Source organism: Luteibacter sp. TLI7-4A, from assembly GCF_056754745.1.
Map to the genome: position 1 here is coordinate 3658025 of NZ_JBPGWO010000001.1, position 23189 is coordinate 3681213.

Sequence of the window (23189 nt, forward strand, 5' to 3'; positions counted from 1 at the left end):
AACGATTCGGGAAAACGCGGGTTTCAGTGCAGGCTCGGCGAGGGTGCCGACAGCGCGCCATTCGCGTCGAGGAGCACGCGGCCGAGGGCATGGACCTCGTGCTCCGTGGCATAGCGTCCGGCCAGGGTGTCCAGCAGCGGCGCCAGCGCATCGGGCGCCAGCGGGTAGCCGTGGGCCAGGATGCGTGCCCTGCCTGCCGCCGGCTGGGCCACCGTGAGCGCGGCCATGCCCAGGCCGGGTGCCTCGTGCGCGTAGATCGCGGGCGAAGGCAGGGCGGGATCGGCCTCGGCGACCGGCTCGACCAGGTAGCCGGCGGTCTGCGCGGGCTGGCCCTGGAGGTGCAGGGGCACGTGGTGCGCCGCGAGCAGCGCGGCGTATTGGCGAAGTTCGAACAGGGTGCCGGCGAACTCGTGAGCGGGGTTTTCCCGCTGGGCCCCGGCGCGGGCGAACCAGGCGGCCGGACCGGGAATGCCGACCCGGCCCTCGGCGTAATGCAGCGGAAGACCGCGCGAGCCCAGCGCGGTCTCTTCCTTGTAGGGGGTGAGCAGGGCGGCTTCGAGCATCGTCCACAACGGGGCCAGGTTCACGTGTTCGTATTGCACGCAGGTGAGCGCCAGCAGGTCGTCGCGGCTGAGGTAGCGCGCGTGTTCGAGGCGCATGCCCAACGTGCGCATGAGGAAGTCGGCGGTCGCCGCGCCGGCTTCGCCGCGCCCGACCAGTTCCACTTCCATGCGCGCCGTGAGTTCCGCGGCCAGGTCTTCCGGCGCCAGCAGCATCCATGGCACCAGGCGCATCGGCCCGCCGGCATAGCGGGTATCAGGCACCAGCGGCTGGGCCGGCATGTGTCCCTCATGGGTGCCGAAGGCCACCACGCCGCCCGCGGTGGTCACGCGGGGAATGCGCCGGGCCAGTTCTTCCAGCGTGGCGAACACGGGGAAACCGGGCCTGAGCAGTTCGACGCCGTCGAACAGGGCGCCGGCCAGGGCGAAGCGCGAGGCTTCCACGCCGGGCAGCAGGGTGCGCAGGTCGTCGGCCACCAGGGTCGCCACCGCCTGTGCCTCGTCCCGGGTCAGTTCCAGCCGGGCGGGCACTTCGCCCGCGGCCAGTTCCAGCGCCAGGACGGCGGGGCAGGCGATCAACGACTCGTTCACGGCGGGTTTTTCCGAACGGCAAAGGAACGCGATTCTATCATCGGGGCACGTCGGGCTTTCGCCGGGCGGGGATGCGGGTTAGCCTTGCCGATACGCGTTCGTCGGCGATCGTCGGCGTCCGCGATCCCTTCGTCTTCGCATTTCGGCTTGCCCCCGTGGGCATCCCCATCGGTCTGGATCGTTTCTCAAGCATGGATAAGACGCAAAAGCGTGTGGGTGTGGTCGGCGGCGTCCGCATTCCCTTCTGCCGCAACAACACCGCCTACGCCGATGTCGGCAACTTCGGGATGTCGGTCAAGGTGCTGGGCTCCCTGGTGGAGAAGTTCGGCCTTCACGGCGTGGAACTGGGCGAGGTCGCGATGGGAGCGGTCATCCGCCACTCCTCGGACTGGAACCTGGCCCGCGAGGCCCTGCTGTCGTCGGGGCTGGCGCCCACCACGCCCGGCATCACCACGGCACGCGCCTGTGGCACCTCGCTCGACAATGCCATCCTCATCGCCAACAAGATCGCCACGGGCCAGATCGACGCCGGTATCGCCGGCGGCTCGGACACCACCAGCGATGTGCCGATCGTCTACGGCCAGAAATTGCGCAAGCGGCTGCTGGCACTGAACCGGGCGAAGACGCTGAAGGAGAAGTTCCAGGTCGCCACGCGCGGATTCTCCCTGAAGGAACTGAAACCGTCGTTTCCGGGCGTGGCCGAGCCGCGTACCGGCAAGTCGATGGGCGACCACTGCGAATTGATGGCCAAGGAGTGGAAGATCGGCCGCGTCGAGCAGGATGAACTGGCCCTCGCCAGCCACAAGAAGCTGGGCGCCGCGTACGAGGCGGGCTTCTTCGACGACCTGGTGGTGCCGTTCCGGGGCTTGAAGCGCGATGGCTTCCTGCGTGCCGATTCCACGCTCGAGAAGCTCGCTTCGCTGAAGCCGGCCTTCGACAAGACCAGCGGCCAGGGCACGCTCACCGCGGGTAACTCCACGGGCCTGTCCGACGGCGCGGCAGCCGTGCTGCTGGCCAGCGACGAATGGGCCGCCGCGCGCGGCCTGCGGATCCAGGCCTACCTCACGCACGCCCAGGTGTCCGCCGTGGATTTCGTCCACGGCGAAGGCCTGCTGATGGCGCCGACCGTGGCCGTGCCGCGCATGCTCAAGCAGGCCGGACTCACGCTGCAGGACTTCGACTTCTACGAAATCCACGAGGCTTTCGCCGCGCAGGTGCTCTGCACGCTGCGTGCATGGGAGAGCGAGGACTATTGCCGGAACCGGCTGGGTCTGGAAGCTCCGCTGGGATCGATCGACCCGGCGAAACTCAACGTCAACGGTTCCAGTCTCGCCGCCGGTCACCCGTTCGCGGCGACCGGTGCGCGCATCGTCGCGACCCTGGCGAAGATGCTGGAGCAGAAGGGGTCGGGTCGCGGCCTGATCTCCATCTGCACGGCCGGTGGCATGGGCGTCACCGCCATCCTCGAACGGCCCTGATGCCCTCCGCGCAAGACTCATGCTCACACTACGCAGCAGTACATCGCTCAGTGCCCTGGCCCTCGTCATGGGTATCGCCGGTACCAGCTGGCTCACGGCGCTGACTTACGAACGCGCACCCATGACGCGCCGCCTGGCCGAGGTGACCCTGCCCACGGCCGCGCCCGCCCTGGTCTCGAAGACGGTGTCCCGTATCGCGCCGTCGCCGGCGGTGGCGGATGCGGCGTTGCGTTCGCGCCATGCCGTCGCGCGGGTTCCCGCGCCGCGGGTGACCCCCGTGCAAACGACGGCCCCGATTCCCGCGACGGAGCCCCTCGTGCCCGTCTATATGCCATCGCCGCGCTACCCGATGTCCGCCCTGCGCGCAGGGCGGGAAGGCAAGGTGGTGCTGAGCGTCACGGTCACGCCCGAAGGCGACGTCACCAGCGTCACCGTCGGGCATTCCAGCGGGGATATCGAGCTGGACCGTGCGGCCGAAGACGCCGTGCGCGGCTGGCGCTTCGCCGCCGCTGACCGTCCGTCGCGCTACACCACCGACCTGCCGGTCAACTTCGAGCTGACCCGGACGTATTGAGCGAACGTGGCCGGCGGTTCGCCGTTCAGAGGATGCCGGCCGCGGACGAACCGAAGGCCGTGATCATTCGCGTGTAGATCAACTTCAGCGAAACATCCACTTCCGGGAAGTCGCCCACCGGCTCGTAGCATTCGAAGAATCGCGGATCGCTCCAGCGCATGGGGATGCAGCCGGGCTTGAGCTCGTAGCTTGTGGCGTAGCGGAACGGCCAGAGGTCGAAGAACGGCAACCGCTCGGAAACATCGCCGATGAATTCATTGACCGACGACAACACCGGGATCGACTTCTGCCGCGGCGCGATCACCCAGGCGTTGCCGGGCCGGGTGTCCTGCATGATCGAATCGCGCAGGCGGTCGGCGAAGCGCTTGTCGTAGACGATGACACCCGACTCGGTGTTGTAGTGGTCCGAGCGTGGGTCGAGGTTGTGCGTGCCGACCATGGCGAAGGTGTCGTCGACCACGATCGACTTTGCGTGCAGGCCGAAGCGGACGCCGGCCGTCAGCAGTGGCGCCGGGCGGCTGCGCGCGCCGCGTCCCGAACGGCTGCCGAAGCCGAGGAAGCCCGCCGCTTCCGACGGTGGTCCCGGTCGACCGGCCGAGGCGCCTTGGGACGAACCGCGCCCACGCCCGCTCTTGCCGGTCGCCTGTGCGGCCAGCGGCGGCGTGGCCACTTCGGTCGAGCGGCCTTCCAGTTCGTCGATATCGCTGTCCGCCGGGTGCGGCTTGAGTTCGTAGATCTCGAAGCCGTAGTCAGTCAGGTAACGCTTGCGATGCTTGTAGGACATCGCATACACGGCGAAGGCATCCGTGGAGGCCAGCGAGTTCGTGGAGACCACGACGCGCGGCGGCTCTTCCCGCTGGCGTAGTCCGCTGAAGACCTTCTGCGCGGGTTTGCTCATCACCAGGTAGGGCGTCTGCAGCACGATCTCGCTCTTGGCTCCGCGCAGCAGGCCCATGATGTGGCGGGTCAGCGCGCGCACCTCGCGGCGCTTCGGTTCGTCGGTCTTGCCCGGCAGGTCGGAGAGATACTCCACGCGGTTCAGGCGCAGGGAGGCCCGGCTGAGGTGTTCCTCGATCCAGGCGGGGTCCTCGGCATCGGCGACGATCTGCGCGACGCGGTCGGGGCGCTCGTAGGTGGGGACGTTCCAGTGCCGGGGATCGTCGGTGTCGGCCAGGAGTTCGCGATTCACGTCGCGCAAGTGGGTCAGCTGCGCGGAACGCTTGTGCGTCCAGAACTGTTCGAAGCTCGCGCCCATCGCCTTCGCGGTGGGGCCGCCCACCATGACGTCGCGGTCGATGTAGTCGAAGGTCTCGTCCCAGTCGAAGTAGCGGTCCTCGTAGTTCCGGCCACCGGTGATACCGATGAGATCGTCGACCACCAGCAGCTTGTTGTGCATGCGCTGGTTGAACTTGTAGAAGCAGCAGAGGATGCCCGCCGCGAACTCCAGCGGAGGCGTGCGGGCGCTGTGGAAGGTCGGGTTGTAAAGGCGGATCTCCAGGCGGTCGCTGGCGCGGGCCAGCCCCGCGAGCAGGCCGGGGTCGCGGAACGAGAACAGCTGGTCGGCCAGGATGCGCACATGCACGCCACGGCGGGCGGCCTGGACCAGCTCGTCGAGGACCAGCTTGCCCGCGTCGTCCTGCTCCCAGATGTAGGTCTGCACGTCGATCGACTTCCGTGCGGCGCGGATCAGGTTGATGCGCGCCGCCAGGGCGCTCTCGCCATCTTCCAGAAGTGTCGCCACGTGCACGGGACGCGAAGGCGTCGAGGCGGCGTTCGCCTCGATGGCGGCATCGATGAGTGGGGAGGGCGTGGCGCAATGGGTGGTGTCGGCCGGGTCGCAGCTGTCTTGCCGGTCGACGGTGAGGGTCACCACCGCGTCGGCCTTCTGGATGCGCGCGCGCGACAGGGAACAGCCACTCGTGGCGAGGACGGCGGCAAGGAGCAGGATCGTGGGAAGGCGGCGCATGGCGCAGATCATAGGCGAGCCTCGACAACGCCACGTGAGCCGGCCGCCCCGGCCCCCTTGCCTATGGGGGCGTCAATACGATGGCCATGCCCAGGTTCACGCGGTCCGACAGCGCGCCGCGCCGCCCGCGCATGTCGAAATCGGTGCGGTCGATGATGCCCTGGAGTTGCAGTACGCACCCGGCCAGTGCCTCCGGTGGACAGCGATTGGCCTGCAGGCGGAAGGTCACCGGCTGGGTTACGCCGCGCATGGTGAGCTTGCCTTGCACGTCGCCGCCCTCGCTCAGCAGTTGCAGGGCGGTGGGCTCCGACTCGAAATGGATGCGTGGATGGTGCTTCGCATCGAAGAATTCCGGCGCAAGGACCCAGCGCCGCAAGCGGGCCGAGTCCATGCGGATGCTTTCGGTGTCGATATCGGCGTTGACCACGGCGGTCCGCGCCGCGCGATCGATGACCAGATCGCCGCGGATGCCGTCGAAGCTACCCGACACGGTGCTCACCCAGAGCAGGCGGACGCTGAACTCGGCGCGTGAACGCATGGGGTCGATGCGCAGGTCGGCGGCGGATAACGGCGCCGCCGACAGGAGCATGGCGATCGCCGGCAACAGGTGGCGCATTCGACAGGCTCAGTTCGGAGGTGACCAGAATGTCTCGAGCTTGGCCTTGCCCGGTTCCAGGGAACCGTCGAAGCGAAGGCGAGCCATGCCGGCGGGCGGCATGCCGCGGTAGTCCTCGGAACGTCCTTCGACGAGGAAGGCGACGAGTTGTTCGATGCCGGGGTTATGGCCGACCAGGACCACCCGCTCCGCATCCTTGTGTTGGTCGAGCAGGTCGAAAAGGTCGCCTGGGGTGGCGTCGTAGATGGCTGGTTCGTAGGAGGGTTCCACCTGGCCCAGGGCCAGCGCCGCGGTTTCCTTCGTGCGCTCGGAGGGTGAGCAGAGGATGCGGTCGTAGCTGATGTGGTGCGACGACAACCATTCGCCCGCCGCGCGGGCTTCGTTCTTGCCGTGTTCGGTCAGTCGTCGCTCGCGGTCGTCCTTGCCTTCGCCGGGTTCCGCTTCCGCGTGACGCAACAGGATGAGTTCTCGCATGGGTACCGTCCTCCGCTGTGCCACCGCAAGGTGGCGTGATCGATGACGCGGCCCCGGTCGGCTCAGGTGCTGCGCTTTATCCAGCGTAGCAGTTTCGCCCAGTCTTCCTGATGCCCGCGTACATTTTCCGAGTGGTAGTCGAAGATGCCCTTACCGAGCGCCGTGAGCAATACGTACGCTTGGGAGTCGCGAAGTTCCGCGACGACAGGAAAGGGGGCACGTTCGCCCAGTTCGGCGATGGCGGCCTGGCTGGCGTTTGTCCACGGCTTCAGGCGATTGCCTACGAGACCGACGGGCAATTTCCCACGCTTCACCCGGTTGATGCCTCGCAGCATCGTAAGGAAGTCGAGGGTCGCATCCAGGTCGAAATGGGAGGGCAGGACGGGCACGATGATGACATCGGCGCGTTCGAGATAGGGTTCGAGGTCTTTTTCGCCCACGCCGGCGGGGGTGTCCACGATGACCCGCTGCACGTCGCCCGGCAGGCGGTCGAAAGCCCTGCGGCTGCCTTCGATGGCGGTAATGCCTGGCGCGTTCTCAGGACGGCGACCGACCCAGCGCAAGCTGGAGTGCTGACGGTCCGCGTCGATGACGGCCGTCTGCTTTCCGGTCTGGGCCCAGTGTGTCGCGAGCTGGGTGACCAGCGTCGTCTTGCCGCAACCACCCTTGCTGCTTGCCACGAGCGTCGTAAGCATCCGCGAGCACCTGCCTTGGGAGGACTCCTAGCCTACACATCCCGGGCCACCGGTGGTAGGCGCGGCCGTACGCCTCAGAACATCTTGGCGCGTACCTTCGGCAGGATCACGAGGATCAGCGTGGCCAGGGGGCCGAGGAACAGGGAAAGCACCCACCAGAGCAAGCCGCTGCGGTTCTTGCCCTGGGCAAGGCCGGCGTTGATCAGCGTCAGGGTGCCCCAGCCGACGAAGAAACCAGCGCGTTCGCTGGCGAAAAGGGCGAATTGATCCATTCTAAACTCCTGTTCTGTCGCAGGATTGGGTCGCGCAGTCACGTGGACCAAGGGCCGGCGTTCCCCCCGCGCGGTTTCCGATAGTAACAACCTTGCCGCGAATGGCATCGTCCGGGCGCAGCTTCCGTTCATGGTGGGGCCGTATGCTTGACGTTTTATTTCACGGAGATGGGCCCATGCGGGGATGCCGCGTCCTGACCCTGGCCCTAGCGGGCCTGCTTTCCCTGCCCGTCGTGGCGGCCACGCCGTGGCCCGGCGCAACGAAGGGTCCCGCCAAGGGGCCGGTCGTGCAGAAGGACCAGACCAAGGCGTTGTTGCAGTTCCAGAAGGACCTTGCCAGCGTCCTTGCGCTGCGCACCGAGGCCGAACCGTTGCTGGGTGCCGCCCTGCTGGCCCGTCCGCTGGCGAATCCCCCCGAGGTATTGACCTACCACGCCCTGCTCGAGCGCGCGTCGCGCAATGCCGACGCCGGTCCGCAGGTGGCCTGGGCCCGCCTGGCCGACTGCGATGCGAAGGCCGGTACCTGCCCCAATACCGACGCGCTGGACGTGTTGGAGAAACAGGCGCCGGACAACGCGGCCGTTTGGCTGTTGAAACTGGGCATGGATGAACATGCGGGTGCCGGCGACGCCGTGCGCGCCGACCTCACCCGTGCCGCCAACGCCAAGCTCTACGACGATTACCTCGGCGCCAGCCTCAAGGCATTGGCCAATTCGGTGAGCCAGCTCCCGCCGCCAGCCGATACCTATAACCCGCTGCAAGGCGCGGGGGCTGCCGGCGTGCAGATGGTGATCGTCTTCGGTCTCGCCAGTGCGCAACCCTTGCCCGGATTCCAGGCGACGGCCAAGTACTGCGAGGACAACAAGTCCGACGCGGGCGTGGTGGGCGATTGCCTGAAGCTGGCCAAGGTGCTGGAGTGGGGCAGCAGCCCGCTCGGCCGTTCGCTGGGCCTGCACCTGCGCGAGACGCTGTCGCCCGACGCGGCCGACCAGCAGGCGGCGAAGAACGCCCGGCTCAACCTGGTCTGGCAGATGCAGCGTTTCGCCCAACTCAACATTCAGGCGCAGGGCGACAAGGCCACCGCGCAGAAGCTGCTGGCGCTGGCCCGCAGTGGCGGCACGGAGATGAGCGTGATCCTGGCTTCACTGCGCGCCTACGGAATGCCGCCGGAGGCGCCCGCCGGCTGGGAGCCGGCCAAGGTAGAGAAATAAGCAGGGCCGAACCCGGCCCTGCTTCGGTCGGGGGCCAACCCCGTATTCGGTGAGAGCCGACCGTCGGTGGGAGCCGACCCTGTCGGCGATGGGTGCTTGCCATAACCCGGCCCGCTGCCGCGGGATCGCCGACAAGGTCGGCTCCCACAGGTCTGTTCCCAAGCTCCCACCAGGTCTTTCCTGCCCGGTCTACTCGATTGGCTGTTGTGGGAGCCGCTTCAGCGGCGATGGGTGCTTGCCATAACCTGGCCCGCTGCCGCGGGATCGCCGACAAGGTCGGCTCCCACAGGTCTGTTCCCAATCTCCCACCAGGTCTTTCCTGACCGGTCTACTCGATTGGCTGTTGTGGGAGCCGCTTCAGCGGCGATGGGTGCTTGCCGCAACCTGGCCCGCTACCGCGGGATCGCCGACAAGGTCGGCTCCCACCATCACTTCGGTGCTTACTCGCCCAGCGCCTCGCGCATGAATTCCGGCTGGGCCAGGGCGCCCTTGTGGATGTCGGCGTTGTAGTACTTCGTGGCGAAGTTCTTGCTGATGGCGCCGCGCTCGCGGAAGCCCGAGAGGTCGCCGTCCTTGCGGGCCATGGTGCAGCTCCACCAGCCGGTGGGGTAGCACGGCTGCGGGAACGGAAGGGTGCGCACGGCCTTGAAGCCCGACGTACGCATGGCCGAACGCATGGCCTTGATCAACTCGATGTGGGCCAGCGGCGATTCCGACTGCTGCACCAGGATGCCGCCGTGACGCAGCGCCTTGTAGCAGCTGGAGTAGAAGGCGGCGTTGAACAGGCCTTCCGCCGGGCCGACGGGGTCGGTGGAGTCGACGATGATGAGGTCGATCGATTCCGGGTCGGCCTCGGCCATGTACTTGATGCCGTCGATGAACAGGAGTTCGGCGCGCGGGTCGTCGTTGGCGTCGCACAGTTCCGGGAAGTACTGCTCGGCGAGGCGGGTGACGCGCTCGTCGATCTCCACCTGGGTGGCCGTCTCGACTTCCTCGTGCTTGAGGACCTCGCGCAGCGTGCCGCAGTCACCGCCGCCGATGATCACCACGCGCTTGGCGCGGGCGTGGGTGAACAGCGCCGGATGGGTCATCATCTCGTGGTAGAGGAAATTGTCGCGGCCGGTGAGCATCACGCAGCCGTCGATCACCATGAGGTTGCCCCAGTCGGTGGTCTGGTAGATCTCGATCGTCTGGAACGGGGTCTTCTCGGCGTGCAACAGGCGCTCGACGCGGAAACCGATGGAGGATCCCGAAGCCTGGTGGGCCTCGGTAAACCAGCTGAGCTGCTGCTGCGACATGACGCTTTCCTGGAAACGGGTAAGGGGACTAAACCCCGGATTGTACCGGCTCCGGGCCAGAATGCGGCCAAGTCCTTGCCCTGCCTGGTACGTGAGCGAAGCCTTACAACGGGGCCGGCCGATACCCGGATGTCACGAGGCGCCGCTACAATAGGCGGCCTGCCGTACCCGCACCGGGCCGCGCGCAGCAAGAAAGTCTGGTCGGCCCCGCGGCGTGCGAGGCTCCCGGCCGCCAGGCCCGCTTCAGGTCAAGGTTCGCCGCTGCGACTGTTCCGCGCCCCCTTCCGGGGACACGTCACAATCACTTGGAGATCGTCACACCCATGACGAACTGGACCACCGATCGCGCGAAGCTGACCTATGCGATCCCCCACTGGAGCAATGGCTACGTCGACGTAGGCGACGATGGCCACCTGCTGATGCGCCCCCGCGGCGACGAAGGCCCGGCGCTCGACCTGCCCGCCATCGTCGCCAAGGCGACCGCCGAAGGCCTGCGCCTGCCCTTGCTCGTGCGTTTTCCCGACATCCTCGCCGACCGCCTGACCCGCTTGCAGCAGGCCTTCGCCAAGGCGATCGACGACGCCGGCTACGCGGGCTCCTACACGGCCATCTATCCGATCAAGGTGAACCAGCAGCGCGGCGTGGTCAGCGAACTGGTCGCCGCCGGCGAGCAGGGCTTCGGCCTCGAAGCCGGCTCGAAGCCGGAGCTGATGGCGGTACTCGCCCACGCGCGGCCGGGCAGCATGGTGGTCTGTAACGGCTACAAGGACCGTGAGTACGTCCGCCTCGCGCTCATCGGCCTCAAGCTCGGCCTGCGCGTGCACATCGTCATCGAGAAGCTGTCCGAACTGGACCATGTCTTCGCCGAGGCCCGGGCGCTGGATGTCGAGCCACTGCTCGGCGTGCGCGTGCGCCTGTCCTCGATCGGCGCCGGCAAGTGGCAGAACACGGGCGGTGACAAGGGCAAGTTCGGCCTCAGCCCCGGCCAGGTGCTGGAGTTGATCCAGCGCCTGGAGGCCGCGGGGCTCAAGCACACCTTGAAGCTGCAGCACTTCCACATGGGCTCGCAGATCTCCAACGTCCGCGACATCGCCGCGGGCATGCGCGAGGCCGTCCGCTATTTCGTCGAGTTGCATCGACTGGGCGTGCCGCTTGAGATCGTCGACGTCGGTGGTGGATTGGGCGTGGACTATGAAGGCACGCGCTCGCGCAGTTACAACTCGATCAACTACAGCCTCGAACAGTACGCGGCCAGCATCGTCCAGCCCCTGGCCGAGGCCGTGGCCGAGCACGGCATGAAGGCGCCGGTGATCTTCACCGAGTCGGGGCGCGCCATGACGGCGCACCACGCGGTGATGGTGGTGAACGTCAGCGAAGTGGAGTCGCTCCCGCAGGGCGCCATTCCCGCGGCGCGCGAGGGCGAACCGATGGTGCTTCGACACCTGCGCGAGACCCACGCCGAACTCGACCACCGGCCACCGCTGGAGCTCTTCCACGAGGCGCAACACCATTTTGCGGAGGGCCAGACCCTCTACGCGCTGGGCCAGCTCGACCTGCGCGATCGTGCGAGGCTCGACGACCTGTTCTATGCCATCGCGAACGCGGTGCGGCCGCGCCTGCTTCCGGCGGAGCGTGCCCACCGGCAGGCCCTGGACGACCTGGACGAGAAGCTGGTCGACAAGTACTTCGTGAACTTCTCCGTCTTCGAATCGGTGCCGGACATCTGGGCGATCGACCAGATCTTCCCGATCGTGCCGATCTCCCGGCTGGATGAAGAGCCGACGCGACGCGGTGTCATCGCCGATCTCACCTGCGATTCCGACGGCCGCATCGACCACTACGTGGACGCGGAAGGCGTGGACGTGAGCCTGCCGCTGCACCCGCTGAAGGACGACGAGTCGTATCGCCTCGGCATCTTCATGGTGGGCGCGTACCAGGAGACCCTGGGCGATATCCACAACCTGTTCGGCGACACCGACGCGGTGAACGTGCGTGCGACGAAAGACGGCTATGAGTTCGCGCATATCCGCCATGGCGACACGACCGACCTGATGCTCGACTACGTGGGCTACGACCTGAAGTTGCTTCGCCAGGCCTATGCCGATCGCATCGCCGCGGCAGGCATTGCCGGTGCCGAGGCGGAAACGCTGGCGACGTCGCTCGACAAGGGCCTCACCGGCTACACGTATCTCGCGGAAACCGCAGGACACAAGGCACGACCATGACTCTCAGGGCAGCTTTCATCGGACTGGGCGCGATGGGCGCGCCCATGGCCGGCCATCTCCACGCGAAGGGCCTGCTGGCCGCCGTCGGCAACCGCAGCCAGGCGAAGGCCGATGCGCTGGCGGAGGAACTCGGCGTCCAGGCGCCAAGCCTCGCGGATATCGCGGCCTCCTGCGACGTCATCGCGCTCTGCGTCAGCGCCGACGCCGATGTCATCGGCGTGGTCGAAGCGCTGGCGCCGTCGCTCAGGAAGGGCGCCATCGTGGTCGACCACTCGACCGTGGCGCCCGCGACGGCCACGAAGGCGGCGCGCATGCTCGCGGACGTCGGCGCGGATTTCCTCGATGCGCCGGTGTCCGGTGGCGTCGAAGGCGCGAAGAACGGCAAGCTCTCGGTCATGGTGGGCGGCGACGCGGCCGTGCTGGAGCGTGCGCGTGCGGTGCTGGAAGCCTATGGCGCGCGCATCACGCACATGGGCCCCATCGGCAGCGGCCAGGCGACGAAGGCGGTGAACCAGGTGCTGGTGGCGGGTATCGCCCATGCGGTGACGGAAGGGCTCGCCCTTGGCGAGGCGCTGGGTCTCGAAGCGGATCGCCTCATCCCCACGCTGGCAGCGGGCGCGGCGGGCAACTGGTTCCTCGACAAGCGCGGCGCGACCATGTTGCGCAACGAGTTTTCGGTGGGCTTCAAGCTGGCCCTGCTGCACAAGGATCTCGGCATCGTTCGCGGCATCGCCACCGACGCCGGCACCGACCGCACCATCATCGAGCAGTCGCTGGCGGACTTCGGTGAACTGATGGCCCAGGGCTACGGTGACGACGATATCTCGGCGCTGATTCGCTTGAAACGGCCGTCATAAACGATTGCGATCGAGTCCGCCTCCCACCATCCCTGCTGCAAATGGATCGGCATTTTCAGAGCAGTCCGATGGTGATTCGCGATAGCAGAAAATATGGTGAGTCCTCCCAATCGTGAGGACCACCGTTTGAAATATCGACCCAGTCTGACCCGTTCCATTCTTGCGGCGTCGCTCTTGACGGCCTCGCTCCATGCCGTGGCGACCGAACGAGTGCATGTGGGTTCCACCGGAACCGTCCCGCTGTCGGCCATACAAGCCCAGGAAGACCGTGCCGTCCGCGCAGCGACTGCCGATGGCCTGATCACGGCGAGGGTCAATGGTGCGCCGTTCGTCGCGACGAAGGCGTTCGCCTACGAATCCGTTTTTCAACTGGATGGCCGGCGTTATCTGGGCATCGAACATGGCCCGACGGAGAGGGGCCGCGCCTTGATCCTCTCGATTCCGGTGAGAAACGGGGATACCCACGTGCGCGACGGTCATTACGAATTCGGGCTGCCCACGGCGCCACCCGGGGGGCCCAAGCCGGAGATGGCCCTTGGCGAGCCCATAGACGCACCGCCGCCCTTTGTCGGCTTCGCCGTATTCAACGCCGACAGCGGATGGATCGACCTCAAGTTCAATGCCGATCGAACCCGCGTCGATGCCACCTTCGAGTTCGATGCGGCCGGTGAGGAACTCGGCGATCGCATCATCCGAAAGGGTTCGTTCTCGATGCCCTATACGGATTTGCCGGACAACGCGGTTCCAGAGGCCTGAATCCCCTAGCCGGGGGTAGGTAGGCACCCTGAAAAAAGAAGCCCGCCTTGCCAGGCGGGCTTTTCGTGTTCGTCGAAAGCGCGGCGTTGGTTCAACCGCCTTCTTTCAGCGCGATGGCGCTGATGCCCGCCGACTGCAAACGCTGCTTGGTGCCTTCCAGCTCCGTCGCCGACTTGAATGGGCCAAGGCGTACACGGTTGTATGTCTGCGCACCGACCTTGACCGACTGCACGTTGGCCACGAAGCCCTGCAAGGCGAGCTTGGCTTTGAGCGCCTCGGCATCCGCCGCGCTCGGGAACGCGCCGACCTGCAGGAGATAACCAGAACCTGCGGAAGTGGCCGCGGGTGCCTGCTGCGGGGGTGCCGCGGTTACCGTCTGCGTGGTTGCCTTCGGCAGGTTCGAGGTCGCCGAAGTGACCTGGGCCTGCTGGGCCGCGGCCGCCTGCTGTTGCGCGGCGGCGGCTTGCTGCTGTTGCTGCTGCGTGGCCTGTTGCTGCTTCTGCTGTGCCTCGGCGCTGGCCTGCGCGCGGATCTCCGCATCGGGGATCCGAACTTCCTTCTCGGACAGCACCGAATAGAAATCGTAGGACGGCTTCTTCGGTTTTTCCGGCTCGGCGGCTTGCTGGTCGACGACGCCAGGGTCGCTACCCTTCTGCGCCGTGGCCTGTGGATTCGGTGCGGGCCCATCCTGCTGGTGCATCATCGGCATCCAGGTACCGCGCATCGCGAAAGCCATGAGCAGGGCGCCGGCGAGGATGCCGATCAGCGCCCAACTCCAGCCCGGCATGCCGCTCGAACCATTGCGGACGGCCTGACGGCCCTTGCCCTTCTTGCGTGTTGCCATTACATGCTCTCCGGGGCGGAAATGCCCAGCAGATCCAGACCGTTCCTGAGCACCTGCTGCGTGGCCGCCACCAGGGCGAGACGGGCATCGCGCAGGTCGGCGTCATCGACGATCCACTTGTGCTCGTGATAGTAGCTGTGAAGCTCGCCCGCGAGTTCACGCAGGTACTGCGCGATCAGGTGCGGTTCCAGATTGGCCGCCGCGGCCTCGACCATTTCCGGATACCGCGACAGCTGCACCATCAACGCCGATTCGTGCTCCGTCGCGAGCAGGTCGAGCTTCGCCAGGCCGTTGCCACGGTCGGTGGACAGGCCACGGTCGGCCAGTTCGCGGAACACGCGGCAGGCGCGCGCGTGGGCGTACTGGATGTAGTACACGGGGTTGTCGTTGCTCTGTGAACGGGCCAGGTCGATGTCGAACACCAGTTGCGAATCGGCCTTGCGCGCGATCAGGAAGTAACGCGTGGCGTCGCGTCCGGCTTCGTCGATCAGGTCACGCAAGGTGACGTACGAGCCCGCGCGCTTGGAGATCTTCACCTCCTCGCCACCGCGCATGACGGTGACCATCTGGTGCAGCACGTACTCGGGCCAGTTCTTCGGAATGCCCGTGTCGAGCGCCTGCAAGCCGGCCTTCACGCGCGCCAGGGAGCCGTGGTGATCGGAGCCCAGTTCGGTGATCGCACGCTCGTAGCCGCGTTGCCACTTGGTGCGGTGGTAGGCCACGTCCGGCAGGAAATAGGTGTAGGTGCCGTCGGACTTGCGCATGACGCGGTCCTTGTCGTCACCGAAATCCGTGGAGCGCAGCCAGAGCGCACCGCCTTCCTCGTAAGTGTGGCCGTGGGCGACCAGCTCCCGCACGGTTTCCTCGACCTTGCCCTCGGTGTAGAGCGACGACTCCAGGTAATAGACGTCGAAGCCGACGCCGAAGGCCTTGAGATCGAGGTCCTGCTCGTGGCGCAGGTAGGCCACGGCGAAGCGGCGCACATCGTCCAGGTTGTCGGCGTCACCGCTGGCGGTCACGGTCTCGCCATCGGCCTCGACGGATTCGCCTGCCAGGAAGGCCCGCGCCACTTCGGCGATGTAATCGCCCCGGTAACCGGACTCCGGCCAGCCGGGCTCGTCCGGGGCGATGCCCTTGGCCCGTGCCTGAGTCGAGAGGGCCAGGTTCGCAATCTGGACGCCGGCGTCGTTGTAATAGAACTCGCGGAATACCTTCCAGCCTGCCGCGTCCAGCAAGCGGGCGAGGCTGTCGCCGATGGCGGCCGCGCGGCCGTGGCCGACATGCAGCGGGCCCGTCGGGTTGGCGGAGACGAATTCGACGCCCGCCGTGCGGCCGGCGCCATCCCGGTTGCGGCCATAGCGGTCGCCTTCGCCGAGGGCGCGGACGATCTCGGCGTGGAAAGCGGCCGGCGCAAGGAAGAAATTGATGAAACCGGGCCCGGCGATCTCGACCTTGCCGACCCACGGGGACGCCGGCATCGCCTCGACCAGGTCGGTGGCGATGTCCCGCGGCTTACGCCCGGCGGTCTTGGCCATCATCATCGCGGCGTTGGTCGCGAAGTCGCCGTGCTCGCGGCTACGGGTACGTTCGATGACGAAGGTGGGCGCGACGAAGTCGGACGGCAGCTTGCCGGACTCCCGCAGCGCACCGATGGCCTGCAGGACGAGTTGTTTCAGCTCTTGTTTCACGGAATACGCGGCGCGGATATGGAACCGGCAATCCTATCAGAAGGGGCGAGCCGGCCGGTCGTGGCGGGTTTCGCATCATCCACAGCCTGTGGATAACTCTGTGGGCAATACGACGGTTTTTGGTGGCCCCCAGCGAGGTAGGGATGATGACATGGATTCGTAATAACTAATCCCGTTGTTATTCATGAGGTTAAGGCATTCACTTGCGTGCTGGCAGCAGCTGTGACGGCCAAGTGAGGATTTGGCCCAATGTGCATAAGTCGGAATTTGCAAGGCCGTCATCGGTGTTGAAGCGACGCGTCACGGAGCTGTCATCGCCCCCCGTCACAATTCGTTTCGTGCCCGGTGTCTCCCCGGCCCAAGGCACGGCGGGTTACCCACCCCTCCCTCGAAAGGTGACCCAGAACGGCGCGAGCGGCACTCGCGCCGTTTTTTTTGGTTCTTCACGGAAGTCCGGGAGCGCGGTAGGCAGAGCCGTCGGCCGCCACCCTCGTCGCTCCGGTTGCACCGTCGCTCGGGAAGGGAAGCCGCTGCGCGGCCATGTTCTATGGCTGGCGCCCCGTCGCGCCCGTCGCGCCGGGCGGGGTTTCCGACTCGCCTTCCATGGCTCGGCGGAAACGGCCGGCCATCCAGGCCGGCCCCCTGACGGGCCTTTTCGCCCGTCGCTCCTCGGTTCCACACGTCGCGACGAGGGTGACGGCCGACGGCTCTCCCAGGCACGGAGGGGGCGTGCGACAAAAGCAACGCCGTTTACCTGAGGAGCTGCCGTTCCCGGACGAATGCCGTCTCCGTGTGAAACACCCTCACGCGGGTGGGAAGCGGGCTGGCCCGCGATGCGCCACCCTGTTTCGAGCGAATGAAGCCGTGCATCGCAACCAATCGAGCGGTGACAAGCCTCGCCCGATCAGTGCAACGCCTCCTTCGCCAGCGGAGGGATCGAGGACTCGCGGGCCAGCCCGCTTCCCACCCGGGGGCGGCAAGCGACACGCGACGAGCGGTGCTCTTTCCTTCCCACCCACCCCAGGGTCGAGAGAGCTGCCGGGCGCCACCCTCGGCGCGACATTAGGAGCCGAGGACGGGCGGGCGGAGAAGGCCCGTAGGGGATCGGCCAGGACGGCCGATCGTTTCCGCTGAGCCAGGAGGGCGAATCGGAAACCCCCGCCCGACCGTCCGAGCCCGAAGGGGCGCCAGCCATCAGACACGGCCGCGCCAGCGGCATCCTTGCCCAAGGGACGGCGACTACCGTCGCGCCGAGGGTGGCGCCCGGCAGCTCCCCCGCCACGCACACGGCGAATGCGAGGGCGAAGCCGAGCCCACACCAGGCGAACCCCGGAAATACGTGAAGAACTTTTTTTGGCTCGCGGGCCAGCCCGTTTCCCACCCGGGTGCGGCATGTGGCGAGCGTTTTTTGCTCACAGCATGCCGCGCTCGGCCATGGAGACGGGTTCGCCCTGGCCGATGATCATGTGGTCCAGCACGCGGATTTCCATCAGGCCGAGCGCATCCACGAGGGTTCGGGTGATGTCGCGGTCGGCCCGGCTGGGCTCGGCGACGCCTGAAGGGTGGTTGTGGGCCAGGATGACGGCGCTGGCGTGATGCCGGAGGCACGCGCGGACCACCTCGCGGGGGTAGACGCTGGCGCCGTCGATGGTGCCGCGGAACAACTGCTCGTAGGCGAGGACGCGGTGCCGGGTGTCGAGGAACAGGCAGGCGAACACCTCGTACGGCAGGTGGCACAGCTTCGCCCGGAGGTACTGGGCGCTGTCGCGCGGGCTTTCCAGGCGGGGCAGGTCGACGAGCCCCTCGCCCAGGGCGCGCCGCGCCAGCTCCAGCGTCGCCATCAGGCGTGCCCGCTTCACCGGGCCCACGCCGGTCACCGGCGCCACATGGCCGGGATCGGCAAGCAGCTTGCCCAGGCTGCCCGCCGAGGAAAGGAGGGCGCGACTGGTCGCCACGGCATCGCAGCCCGCGCTTCCGTTACCTAGCAGGACGGCGAGCAGTTCGGCGTCGGATAGCGCGGCGGCGCCATGGCTGAGCAACCGCTCCCGGGGCCGGTCGTGGGAAGCCCATTGGCGAATGGGCCGGGGCCGGAAGGTCACGGGCGCCATCGGCGCATCTCGGACGGGGGAGGGACGGTCGGGCCCGTGCTTCATCGGTCTACCTTGATGTCTTGCCGACGGAGTCGCGGCGAGACCTACAACATAGAGTTGCGGCGGGTGCCTGACGATAGAACGATTCTGAAAAATCGTGCGCCGGTCGTACGACGGAAATCCGTTAAGCTAACGTGTCTTCCGAACAGCGTCGTTTCGTCATGACTCTTCGCCAGCGTCGCATCCTGATTGGCGTTACCGGCGGTATCGCCGCCTACAAGGTCTGCGAACTCGTGCGCCGGCTGCGCGACCTCGAGGCGGAGGTGCGCGTGGTGATGACCGAAGGCGCCACGCATTTCGTCACGCCCACCACTTTCCAGGCGCTTTCCGGGCAACCCGTGCGGGTGAGCCTGTGGGACGAGCAGGGCGAAGCCGCCATGGGCCACATCGAACTGGCGCGCTGGGCCGAGCGCGTACTGATCGCGCCGGCCAGCGCCGACACCCTGGCACGGCTTGCGCACGGTTTCGCCGACGACCTCCTTTCCACCGTGGTCCTGGCCACGGCGGCGCCGGTCTATGTCGCCCCGGCGATGAACCAGCAGATGTGGGCCAACCTGGCCGTGCAGGCGAACGTGGGCACGCTGCGCGTGCGTGGCGTGGGCGTGCTCGGTCCGGCGGACGGCGACCAGGCCTGCGGCGATATCGGCTCCGGGCGGATGCTGGAACCGCACGAGTTGCGCGACATCCTGGTCGCCTCGTTCGGCGAGCAGCCGCTTCGCGGGCGCACGGTGGTGGTCAGCGCGGGTCCGACCTACGAGGACATCGATCCGGTGCGCTTTATCGGCAATCGCAGTTCCGGTCGCATGGGTTTTGCCGTGGCCGCCGCCGCGCGCGATGCCGGTGCGACGGTGACCCTCGTGGCGGGTCCCGTCTCCCTGCCGACGCCGCACGGTGTACACCGCATCGATGTGCGCAGTGCCCGGCAGATGCACGAGGCGGTGCTCACGGAGGCCTCCGCCGCGGACATCTACATCGGCGCGGCCGCGGTCGGCGACTACCGCCCGCTGGAAGCCTCGGCCCACAAACTGAAGAAGGCCGACGGAGCGCCGTTGCGGCTCGAACTCACCGAAAACCCGGACATCATCGCCGCGCTGGCGGCCCGGGCGAAGCGGCCTTTCCTGGTTGGTTTCGCGGCGGAAACCAGTGCGCTTGCCGCGTATGCCCAGGAAAAACTCCGGCGCAAGGGCATCGACATGATCGCGGCCAATGAAGTGGGTGGCGGCAAGGGTTTCGAAGTGGCCGACAACGCCCTGCACGTCTACTGGCGCGATGGCGACGACACCTTGCCCGAGATGCCCAAGACCGAACTGGCCCGCCGCCTGGTCGCGCGTATCGCGGAACGATTCCTCTCCGGCTCCGGAACCCCGCCTTGATCGACATCGAACTGAAGATCCTCGACGCCCGCCTGGGCGACTCCATCCCCCTCCCCGAACCCGCCACGCTGGGTAGCGCCGGCATGGACCTGCGTGCGGCGGTGGAGGCACCGGTGACGCTGGCGCCGGGCGAAAGCTTGCTGGTGCCCACCGGCATGGCCATTCACATCGGCGATCCGGCATGGTGTGCTCTGATCGTTCCGCGTTCGGGGCTAGGACACAAGCAAGGCCTGGTGATGGGCAACCTGGTGGGCGTGATCGACGCCGATTACCAGGGGCCGCTGATGATTTCCTGCTGGAACCGCGGGATCGCGACCCTTACCATCGCGCCAGGCGACCGGATTGCGCAATTGTTGCTGGTACCGGTGGGACGGGCGCGGTTGCGCGTCGTCGACGGATTCACCCCCTCGCAGCGGGGCGAGGGAGGATTCGGTTCCACCGGTATCGGCTGATCGGTCGAGACGGACACAAGGGGCACCATGGCTCGGAAAGAGGGAGGGGCGGGGCATGCGCTCCGGATCGATCTGCGACGTCTGCTGCCCCTGGTGGGCGCGACGGTATTGCTGGTCGCCGGCGCGTTCTCCGCATGGCAGGCCTGGTTGATCGCCGACGAAGGCGATGCGGCCGAGCGGACGCGGGCGGCGCAGCGGCAGACGGTCAAGGCGCTGGACGACCTGATCGCCGGCAAGCGCCAGCAGGTACAGCGCTCGCTCGCCCTCGCCGGGGCGACCGACGATCGCGTGGCGATGGCCGAACGGCTGCGCGCGCAGCTGAAGGGTGTCCATGCGGTCGAGGTGTACAGCGGCGGGCTGGACGAGGTCGTGCGCGCCAATTACCGCGAATTCGGCTATGCCAAGGCCGCCCAGCTGATGGCCGCGCTGGGGGCCAGCGAGACACCACCCGCTTCCACCTCGCTGCACGGCAACGAGCGCCGGTTGACCATGGTGGAACCCGTTGCCGCCGACGGCGGTGTGCGCGCATGGATCTGGCTCGAATATCCCTTCGACGACGTGGCGACGCGGTTCGAAGCCGCTTCGCCGGGGGCGGGGCGTATCGAACTGCGCCAGGGCGACGGGCACGACAGCTTGTCGCTGCTTTCGCACGGTTCCCGTTCCGCCGAGTTGGAGGCCGGGGGGCAACGCGTGGCGGGTACGTCGCTATACGTGTTCGCGGCGATGCCGCGCGCCTTCATCGTCATTCCCCACTCCGAGGCGCTCGCCGTCCTGCTGGCCCTGGTCGGGTTCGGCGGCGGCGCCTTCCTCCTCTGGGCCCTGCGCCGTCGGCCGGTCGTGGCCGAGGAACCCGAGCCGGAAGAGCCCGTGCTGGTGGCCGACGTGGCACGCAAGCCACGCCTGCCACCGGCGCCGTCGACCGCGACGGCACCGCCACGCCTGGCGGTGAGTGCCCTGGAGGAAGTGGATGCCTCCATCTTCCGTGCCTATGACATCCGTGGCGTCGCCGGTGGCGCGCTGACCTCCGGTGTGGCCCACCGCATCGGCCAGGCGATCGGCGCGTCGATGGTCGAACGCGACCTGCGTGAGATCGTGATCGGCCGGGACGGCAGGCTGTCGGGGCCGGAACTCGCGGGTGCGCTGTCGGACGGCCTGCGCGCGGCCGGCATCGACGTGATCGACCTGGGCATGGTGCCGACGCCCCTGGTCTATTTCGCCGCCTATCATTTCGGCACGGGCTGCGGCGTATCCGTGACCGGCAGCCACAATCCTCCCGACCACAACGGATTCAAGATCGTGATCGGCGGCGAGACACTCGCCGAGGACGCCATCGCCGACCTGCACCGGCGCATCGTGGAGAATCGGCTGCCGTCGGACGGCGTCGGAACCTGGCGCGAGCAACCGGTGGTGGAGGCCTACGTTTCGCGCATCGCCGGCGACGTGGCCGCCGAGCGCCGGCTCAAGGTCGTGGTCGATGCCGGGAACGGGGTGGCCGGACTGGTGGCGCCCCGGGTCCTGGAGGACATCGGCTGCGAGGTGATTCCCTTGTACTGCGATGTCGACGGCCGCTTCCCGAATCACCATCCCGACCCATCCGATCCCCGCAATCTCGGCGACCTGATCGCCGCGGTGCACACCGTGGGCGCCGATCTCGGCGTTGCCTTCGATGGCGACGGCGACCGGCTCGGCGTGGTCACCCAGGCTGGCGAAATCATCTACCCCGACCGGTTACTCATGTTGTTCGCCCAGGATGTGCTGGCGCGAAACCCGGGCGCCACGGTGATCTACGACGTGAAATGCACCGGGCACCTTCGCCCGGTGATCCAGGAGGCCGCGGGCGTACCGCTGATGTGGCGCACGGGGCATTCGCTGATCAAGGCGAAGATGCGCGAGACCGGCGCGGCGCTGGCCGGTGAGATGAGTGGCCACTTCTTCTTCGCCGACAACAACCGCTGGTATGGTTTCGACGACGGTATCTATGCGGCGGCACGCCTGCTCGAAATCGTCGCGGGCGACCTGGAGGAGCGCAGCGTCGCCGAGCTCTTCGACAGCCTGCCCAAGAGCGTCTCCACGCCGGAGCTGAAGCTGTCGATGGATGAGGGTGCGCCGTTCCGCTTCATGGAGGCGTTCCGCGCCTCCGCGACCTTCGACGACGCCCGCGTGACGACGATCGACGGCATCCGTGTCGATTGGCCCGATGGCTGGGGCCTCGTGCGGGCGTCCAACACGACACCCGCGCTGGTCTTCCGCTTCGATGCCGACAACGGCAAGGCGCTGGAGCGCATCAAGCAGGTTTTCCGCCTGCGACTGCTGGCGGTGGATCGTCATCTGGCCCTGCCGTTCTGAGGCGAGGCTGCCGCGGTCAGCGGCCGCCGTTCGCGGCGTCCGCCGCCTTCAGTTCGCGATAGTGGCGAAGCTGCGCTTCCATGTTCGTCTTGGCGGTGTCCTTGGCCGTCTGCTGGCGCTGTAGCGTGGCCCGGAGGGAGGCGACCGTGTTGCGCTGTTCGGTGATGCGATCGCTGAGGTACTTCGGCACCGGCTGCTTGGCCCGCTCCAGGTCGCCCGCGCGAGTGAGCAGGTCGGCCAGGGCCTTCTCCTGGCCCTGCAGGTTCAGTCGCGTGGTGCGCGCGGCCTGTTCGAAATTGTCGACCTCGGCGTTCTTCGCGGCGGCGAACGCGGCTTCGTCCGGGTAGGCGTTCAGCATCTGCGCGTCTTCACGCTGCCGCTGCTGCTGCGCCTGTTGGGCCGCCGCCTGCGCATCGGCGACCTTGCGGGCCGCCGCGCGTTCGTCCGCCGTGAGCTGGCGGTCGACGTGACGCACGACCATGCCCTGGCTGTTCACCACGTCGTATCCGGCCTTCATCGCGTCGGACGTGAGGCTGTCGCTGAAGTACGACTGCCCGGAGGCGTCCTTCCAGCGATAGCGGTAGGCGTTGTTGTTGGCGGTGTTCTTCTGGGCGAAAGCGGCCGTGCCGATGCACAGTGCCGCCCCCGCCAGGATGTAACGCGCTGCTCGCATGGGTTCCCCTCCTGTGCGCGGAGTATAGCCAGCGGGCGGCCACAGGTTGTGCGGGACCGGCACATCGCGCGGATCGCGTGACGCAGTCGC

The 23189-nt window shown here is 67.4% G+C and carries 20 protein-coding genes; 9 read left to right on the forward strand and 11 right to left on the reverse strand.

Annotated elements, in window-relative coordinates; translation table 11 throughout:
• Positions 1 to 23: 23 nt before the first annotated feature.
• Positions 24 to 1151 (reverse strand): hypothetical protein, encoded by a 1128-nt coding sequence (locus tag ACR9Y6_RS16050; protein ID WP_481282194.1) that lies wholly within the window; start codon positions 1149 to 1151, stop codon positions 24 to 26.
• Between the two features lie 191 nt (positions 1152 to 1342).
• Here ACR9Y6_RS16050 and ACR9Y6_RS16055 point away from each other — a divergent pair, with 191 nt between their 5' ends.
• Both ACR9Y6_RS16055 and ACR9Y6_RS16060 read left to right on the forward strand, forming a co-directional pair.
• A complete protein-coding gene (locus tag ACR9Y6_RS16055) occupies positions 1343 to 2629 on the forward strand; it encodes an acetyl-CoA C-acetyltransferase (protein ID WP_481282195.1) in 1287 nt (428 codons plus the stop codon).
• Positions 2630 to 2648: 19 nt separating this feature from the next.
• Complete coding sequence (locus tag ACR9Y6_RS16060; protein WP_481282196.1) at positions 2649 to 3203, forward strand: energy transducer TonB; 555 nt, start codon at positions 2649 to 2651, stop codon at positions 3201 to 3203.
• Positions 3204 to 3228: 25 nt separating this feature from the next.
• Here the strand turns inward: ACR9Y6_RS16060 and ACR9Y6_RS16065 are convergent, their stop codons facing one another.
• The 5 genes from ACR9Y6_RS16065 to ACR9Y6_RS16085 form a co-directional block, all read right to left on the reverse strand.
• Entirely contained in the window at positions 3229 to 5169 is a 1941-nt protein-coding gene (locus ACR9Y6_RS16065) for a phospholipase D family protein (protein WP_481282197.1), read from the reverse strand.
• A gap of 61 nt (positions 5170 to 5230) precedes the next feature.
• Positions 5231 to 5785: a YceI family protein gene (locus tag ACR9Y6_RS16070; protein ID WP_481282198.1), complete on the reverse strand. Its 555-nt coding sequence runs from the start codon at positions 5783 to 5785 to the stop codon at positions 5231 to 5233.
• Positions 5786 to 5794: 9 nt separating this feature from the next.
• Positions 5795 to 6259, reverse strand: coding sequence for a SixA phosphatase family protein (locus tag ACR9Y6_RS16075; protein ID WP_481282199.1), 465 nt, complete (start codon positions 6257 to 6259; stop codon positions 5795 to 5797).
• 62 nt (positions 6260 to 6321) lie between these two features.
• On the reverse strand, positions 6322 to 6954 hold the full coding sequence (locus ACR9Y6_RS16080; RefSeq protein ID WP_306848853.1) for a ParA family protein: 633 nt from the start codon (positions 6952 to 6954) through the stop codon (positions 6322 to 6324).
• A 74-nt stretch (positions 6955 to 7028) separates the two neighbouring features.
• Complete coding sequence (locus ACR9Y6_RS16085; protein ID WP_426285972.1) at positions 7029 to 7226, reverse strand: antitermination protein NusB; 198 nt, start codon at positions 7224 to 7226, stop codon at positions 7029 to 7031.
• Between the two features lie 176 nt (positions 7227 to 7402).
• On the opposite strand from ACR9Y6_RS16085, the gene ACR9Y6_RS16090 reads away from it, so the two are divergent.
• Positions 7403 to 8437 carry a hypothetical protein gene (locus tag ACR9Y6_RS16090; RefSeq protein WP_481282200.1) on the forward strand — a complete coding sequence of 345 codons (1035 nt, stop codon included), beginning with the start codon at positions 7403 to 7405 and terminating at the stop codon, positions 8435 to 8437.
• A gap of 440 nt (positions 8438 to 8877) precedes the next feature.
• Here ACR9Y6_RS16090 and speE read toward each other — a convergent pair whose 3' ends face one another.
• Complete coding sequence (speE, locus tag ACR9Y6_RS16095) at positions 8878 to 9735, reverse strand: polyamine aminopropyltransferase (protein WP_306848856.1); 858 nt, start codon at positions 9733 to 9735, stop codon at positions 8878 to 8880.
• Between the two features lie 323 nt (positions 9736 to 10058).
• Between speE and speA the strand changes: the two genes are divergently transcribed.
• The 3 genes from speA to ACR9Y6_RS16110 all read left to right on the forward strand — a co-directional run bounded on the left by speA (position 10059) and on the right by ACR9Y6_RS16110 (position 13573).
• A complete protein-coding gene (gene speA / locus ACR9Y6_RS16100; protein WP_481282201.1) occupies positions 10059 to 11960 on the forward strand; it encodes an arginine decarboxylase in 1902 nt (633 codons plus the stop codon).
• Complete coding sequence (locus tag ACR9Y6_RS16105) at positions 11957 to 12817, forward strand: NAD(P)-dependent oxidoreductase (protein ID WP_481282202.1); 861 nt, start codon at positions 11957 to 11959, stop codon at positions 12815 to 12817. Before speA ends, ACR9Y6_RS16105 begins: the two co-directional genes overlap by 4 nt.
• 93 nt (positions 12818 to 12910) lie before the next feature.
• Positions 12911 to 13573 (forward strand): hypothetical protein, encoded by a 663-nt coding sequence (locus tag ACR9Y6_RS16110; RefSeq protein ID WP_481282203.1) that lies wholly within the window; start codon positions 12911 to 12913, stop codon positions 13571 to 13573.
• 91 nt (positions 13574 to 13664) lie between these two features.
• On the opposite strand, the gene ACR9Y6_RS16115 is transcribed toward ACR9Y6_RS16110, so the two are convergent.
• The 3 genes from ACR9Y6_RS16115 to radC all read right to left on the reverse strand — a co-directional run bounded on the left by ACR9Y6_RS16115 (position 13665) and on the right by radC (position 18204).
• The gene (locus ACR9Y6_RS16115) at positions 13665 to 14417 is read right to left on the reverse strand and encodes an SPOR domain-containing protein (protein WP_481282204.1); all 753 of its coding nucleotides are present in this window, start codon (positions 14415 to 14417) and stop codon (positions 13665 to 13667) included.
• On the reverse strand, positions 14417 to 16105 hold the full coding sequence (gene argS, locus ACR9Y6_RS16120; protein WP_481282205.1) for an arginine--tRNA ligase: 1689 nt from the start codon (positions 16103 to 16105) through the stop codon (positions 14417 to 14419). Before argS ends, ACR9Y6_RS16115 begins: the two co-directional genes overlap by 1 nt.
• 1412 nt (positions 16106 to 17517) lie before the next feature.
• Positions 17518 to 18204 (reverse strand): RadC family protein, encoded by a 687-nt coding sequence (gene radC, locus ACR9Y6_RS16125; RefSeq protein ID WP_481282206.1) that lies wholly within the window; start codon positions 18202 to 18204, stop codon positions 17518 to 17520.
• A 212-nt stretch (positions 18205 to 18416) separates the two neighbouring features.
• On the opposite strand from radC, the gene coaBC reads away from it, so the two are divergent.
• From coaBC to ACR9Y6_RS16140, 3 genes are read left to right on the forward strand one after another with little or no spacing between them, the layout of a single operon-like run.
• Complete coding sequence (coaBC, locus tag ACR9Y6_RS16130) at positions 18417 to 19628, forward strand: bifunctional phosphopantothenoylcysteine decarboxylase/phosphopantothenate--cysteine ligase CoaBC (protein WP_481282207.1); 1212 nt, start codon at positions 18417 to 18419, stop codon at positions 19626 to 19628.
• Positions 19625 to 20080, forward strand: a complete 456-nt coding sequence (gene dut / locus ACR9Y6_RS16135; protein ID WP_306848862.1) for a dUTP diphosphatase — start codon at positions 19625 to 19627, stop codon at positions 20078 to 20080. Before coaBC ends, dut begins: the two co-directional genes overlap by 4 nt.
• 27 nt (positions 20081 to 20107) lie before the next feature.
• Positions 20108 to 22426 carry a phosphomannomutase/phosphoglucomutase gene (locus tag ACR9Y6_RS16140; protein WP_481282208.1) on the forward strand — a complete coding sequence of 773 codons (2319 nt, stop codon included), beginning with the start codon at positions 20108 to 20110 and terminating at the stop codon, positions 22424 to 22426.
• Between the two features lie 16 nt (positions 22427 to 22442).
• Here the strand turns inward: ACR9Y6_RS16140 and ACR9Y6_RS16145 are convergent, their stop codons facing one another.
• A complete protein-coding gene (locus tag ACR9Y6_RS16145) occupies positions 22443 to 23099 on the reverse strand; it encodes a DUF4124 domain-containing protein (protein WP_481282209.1) in 657 nt (218 codons plus the stop codon).
• Between the last annotated feature and the right edge of the window lie 90 nt (positions 23100 to 23189).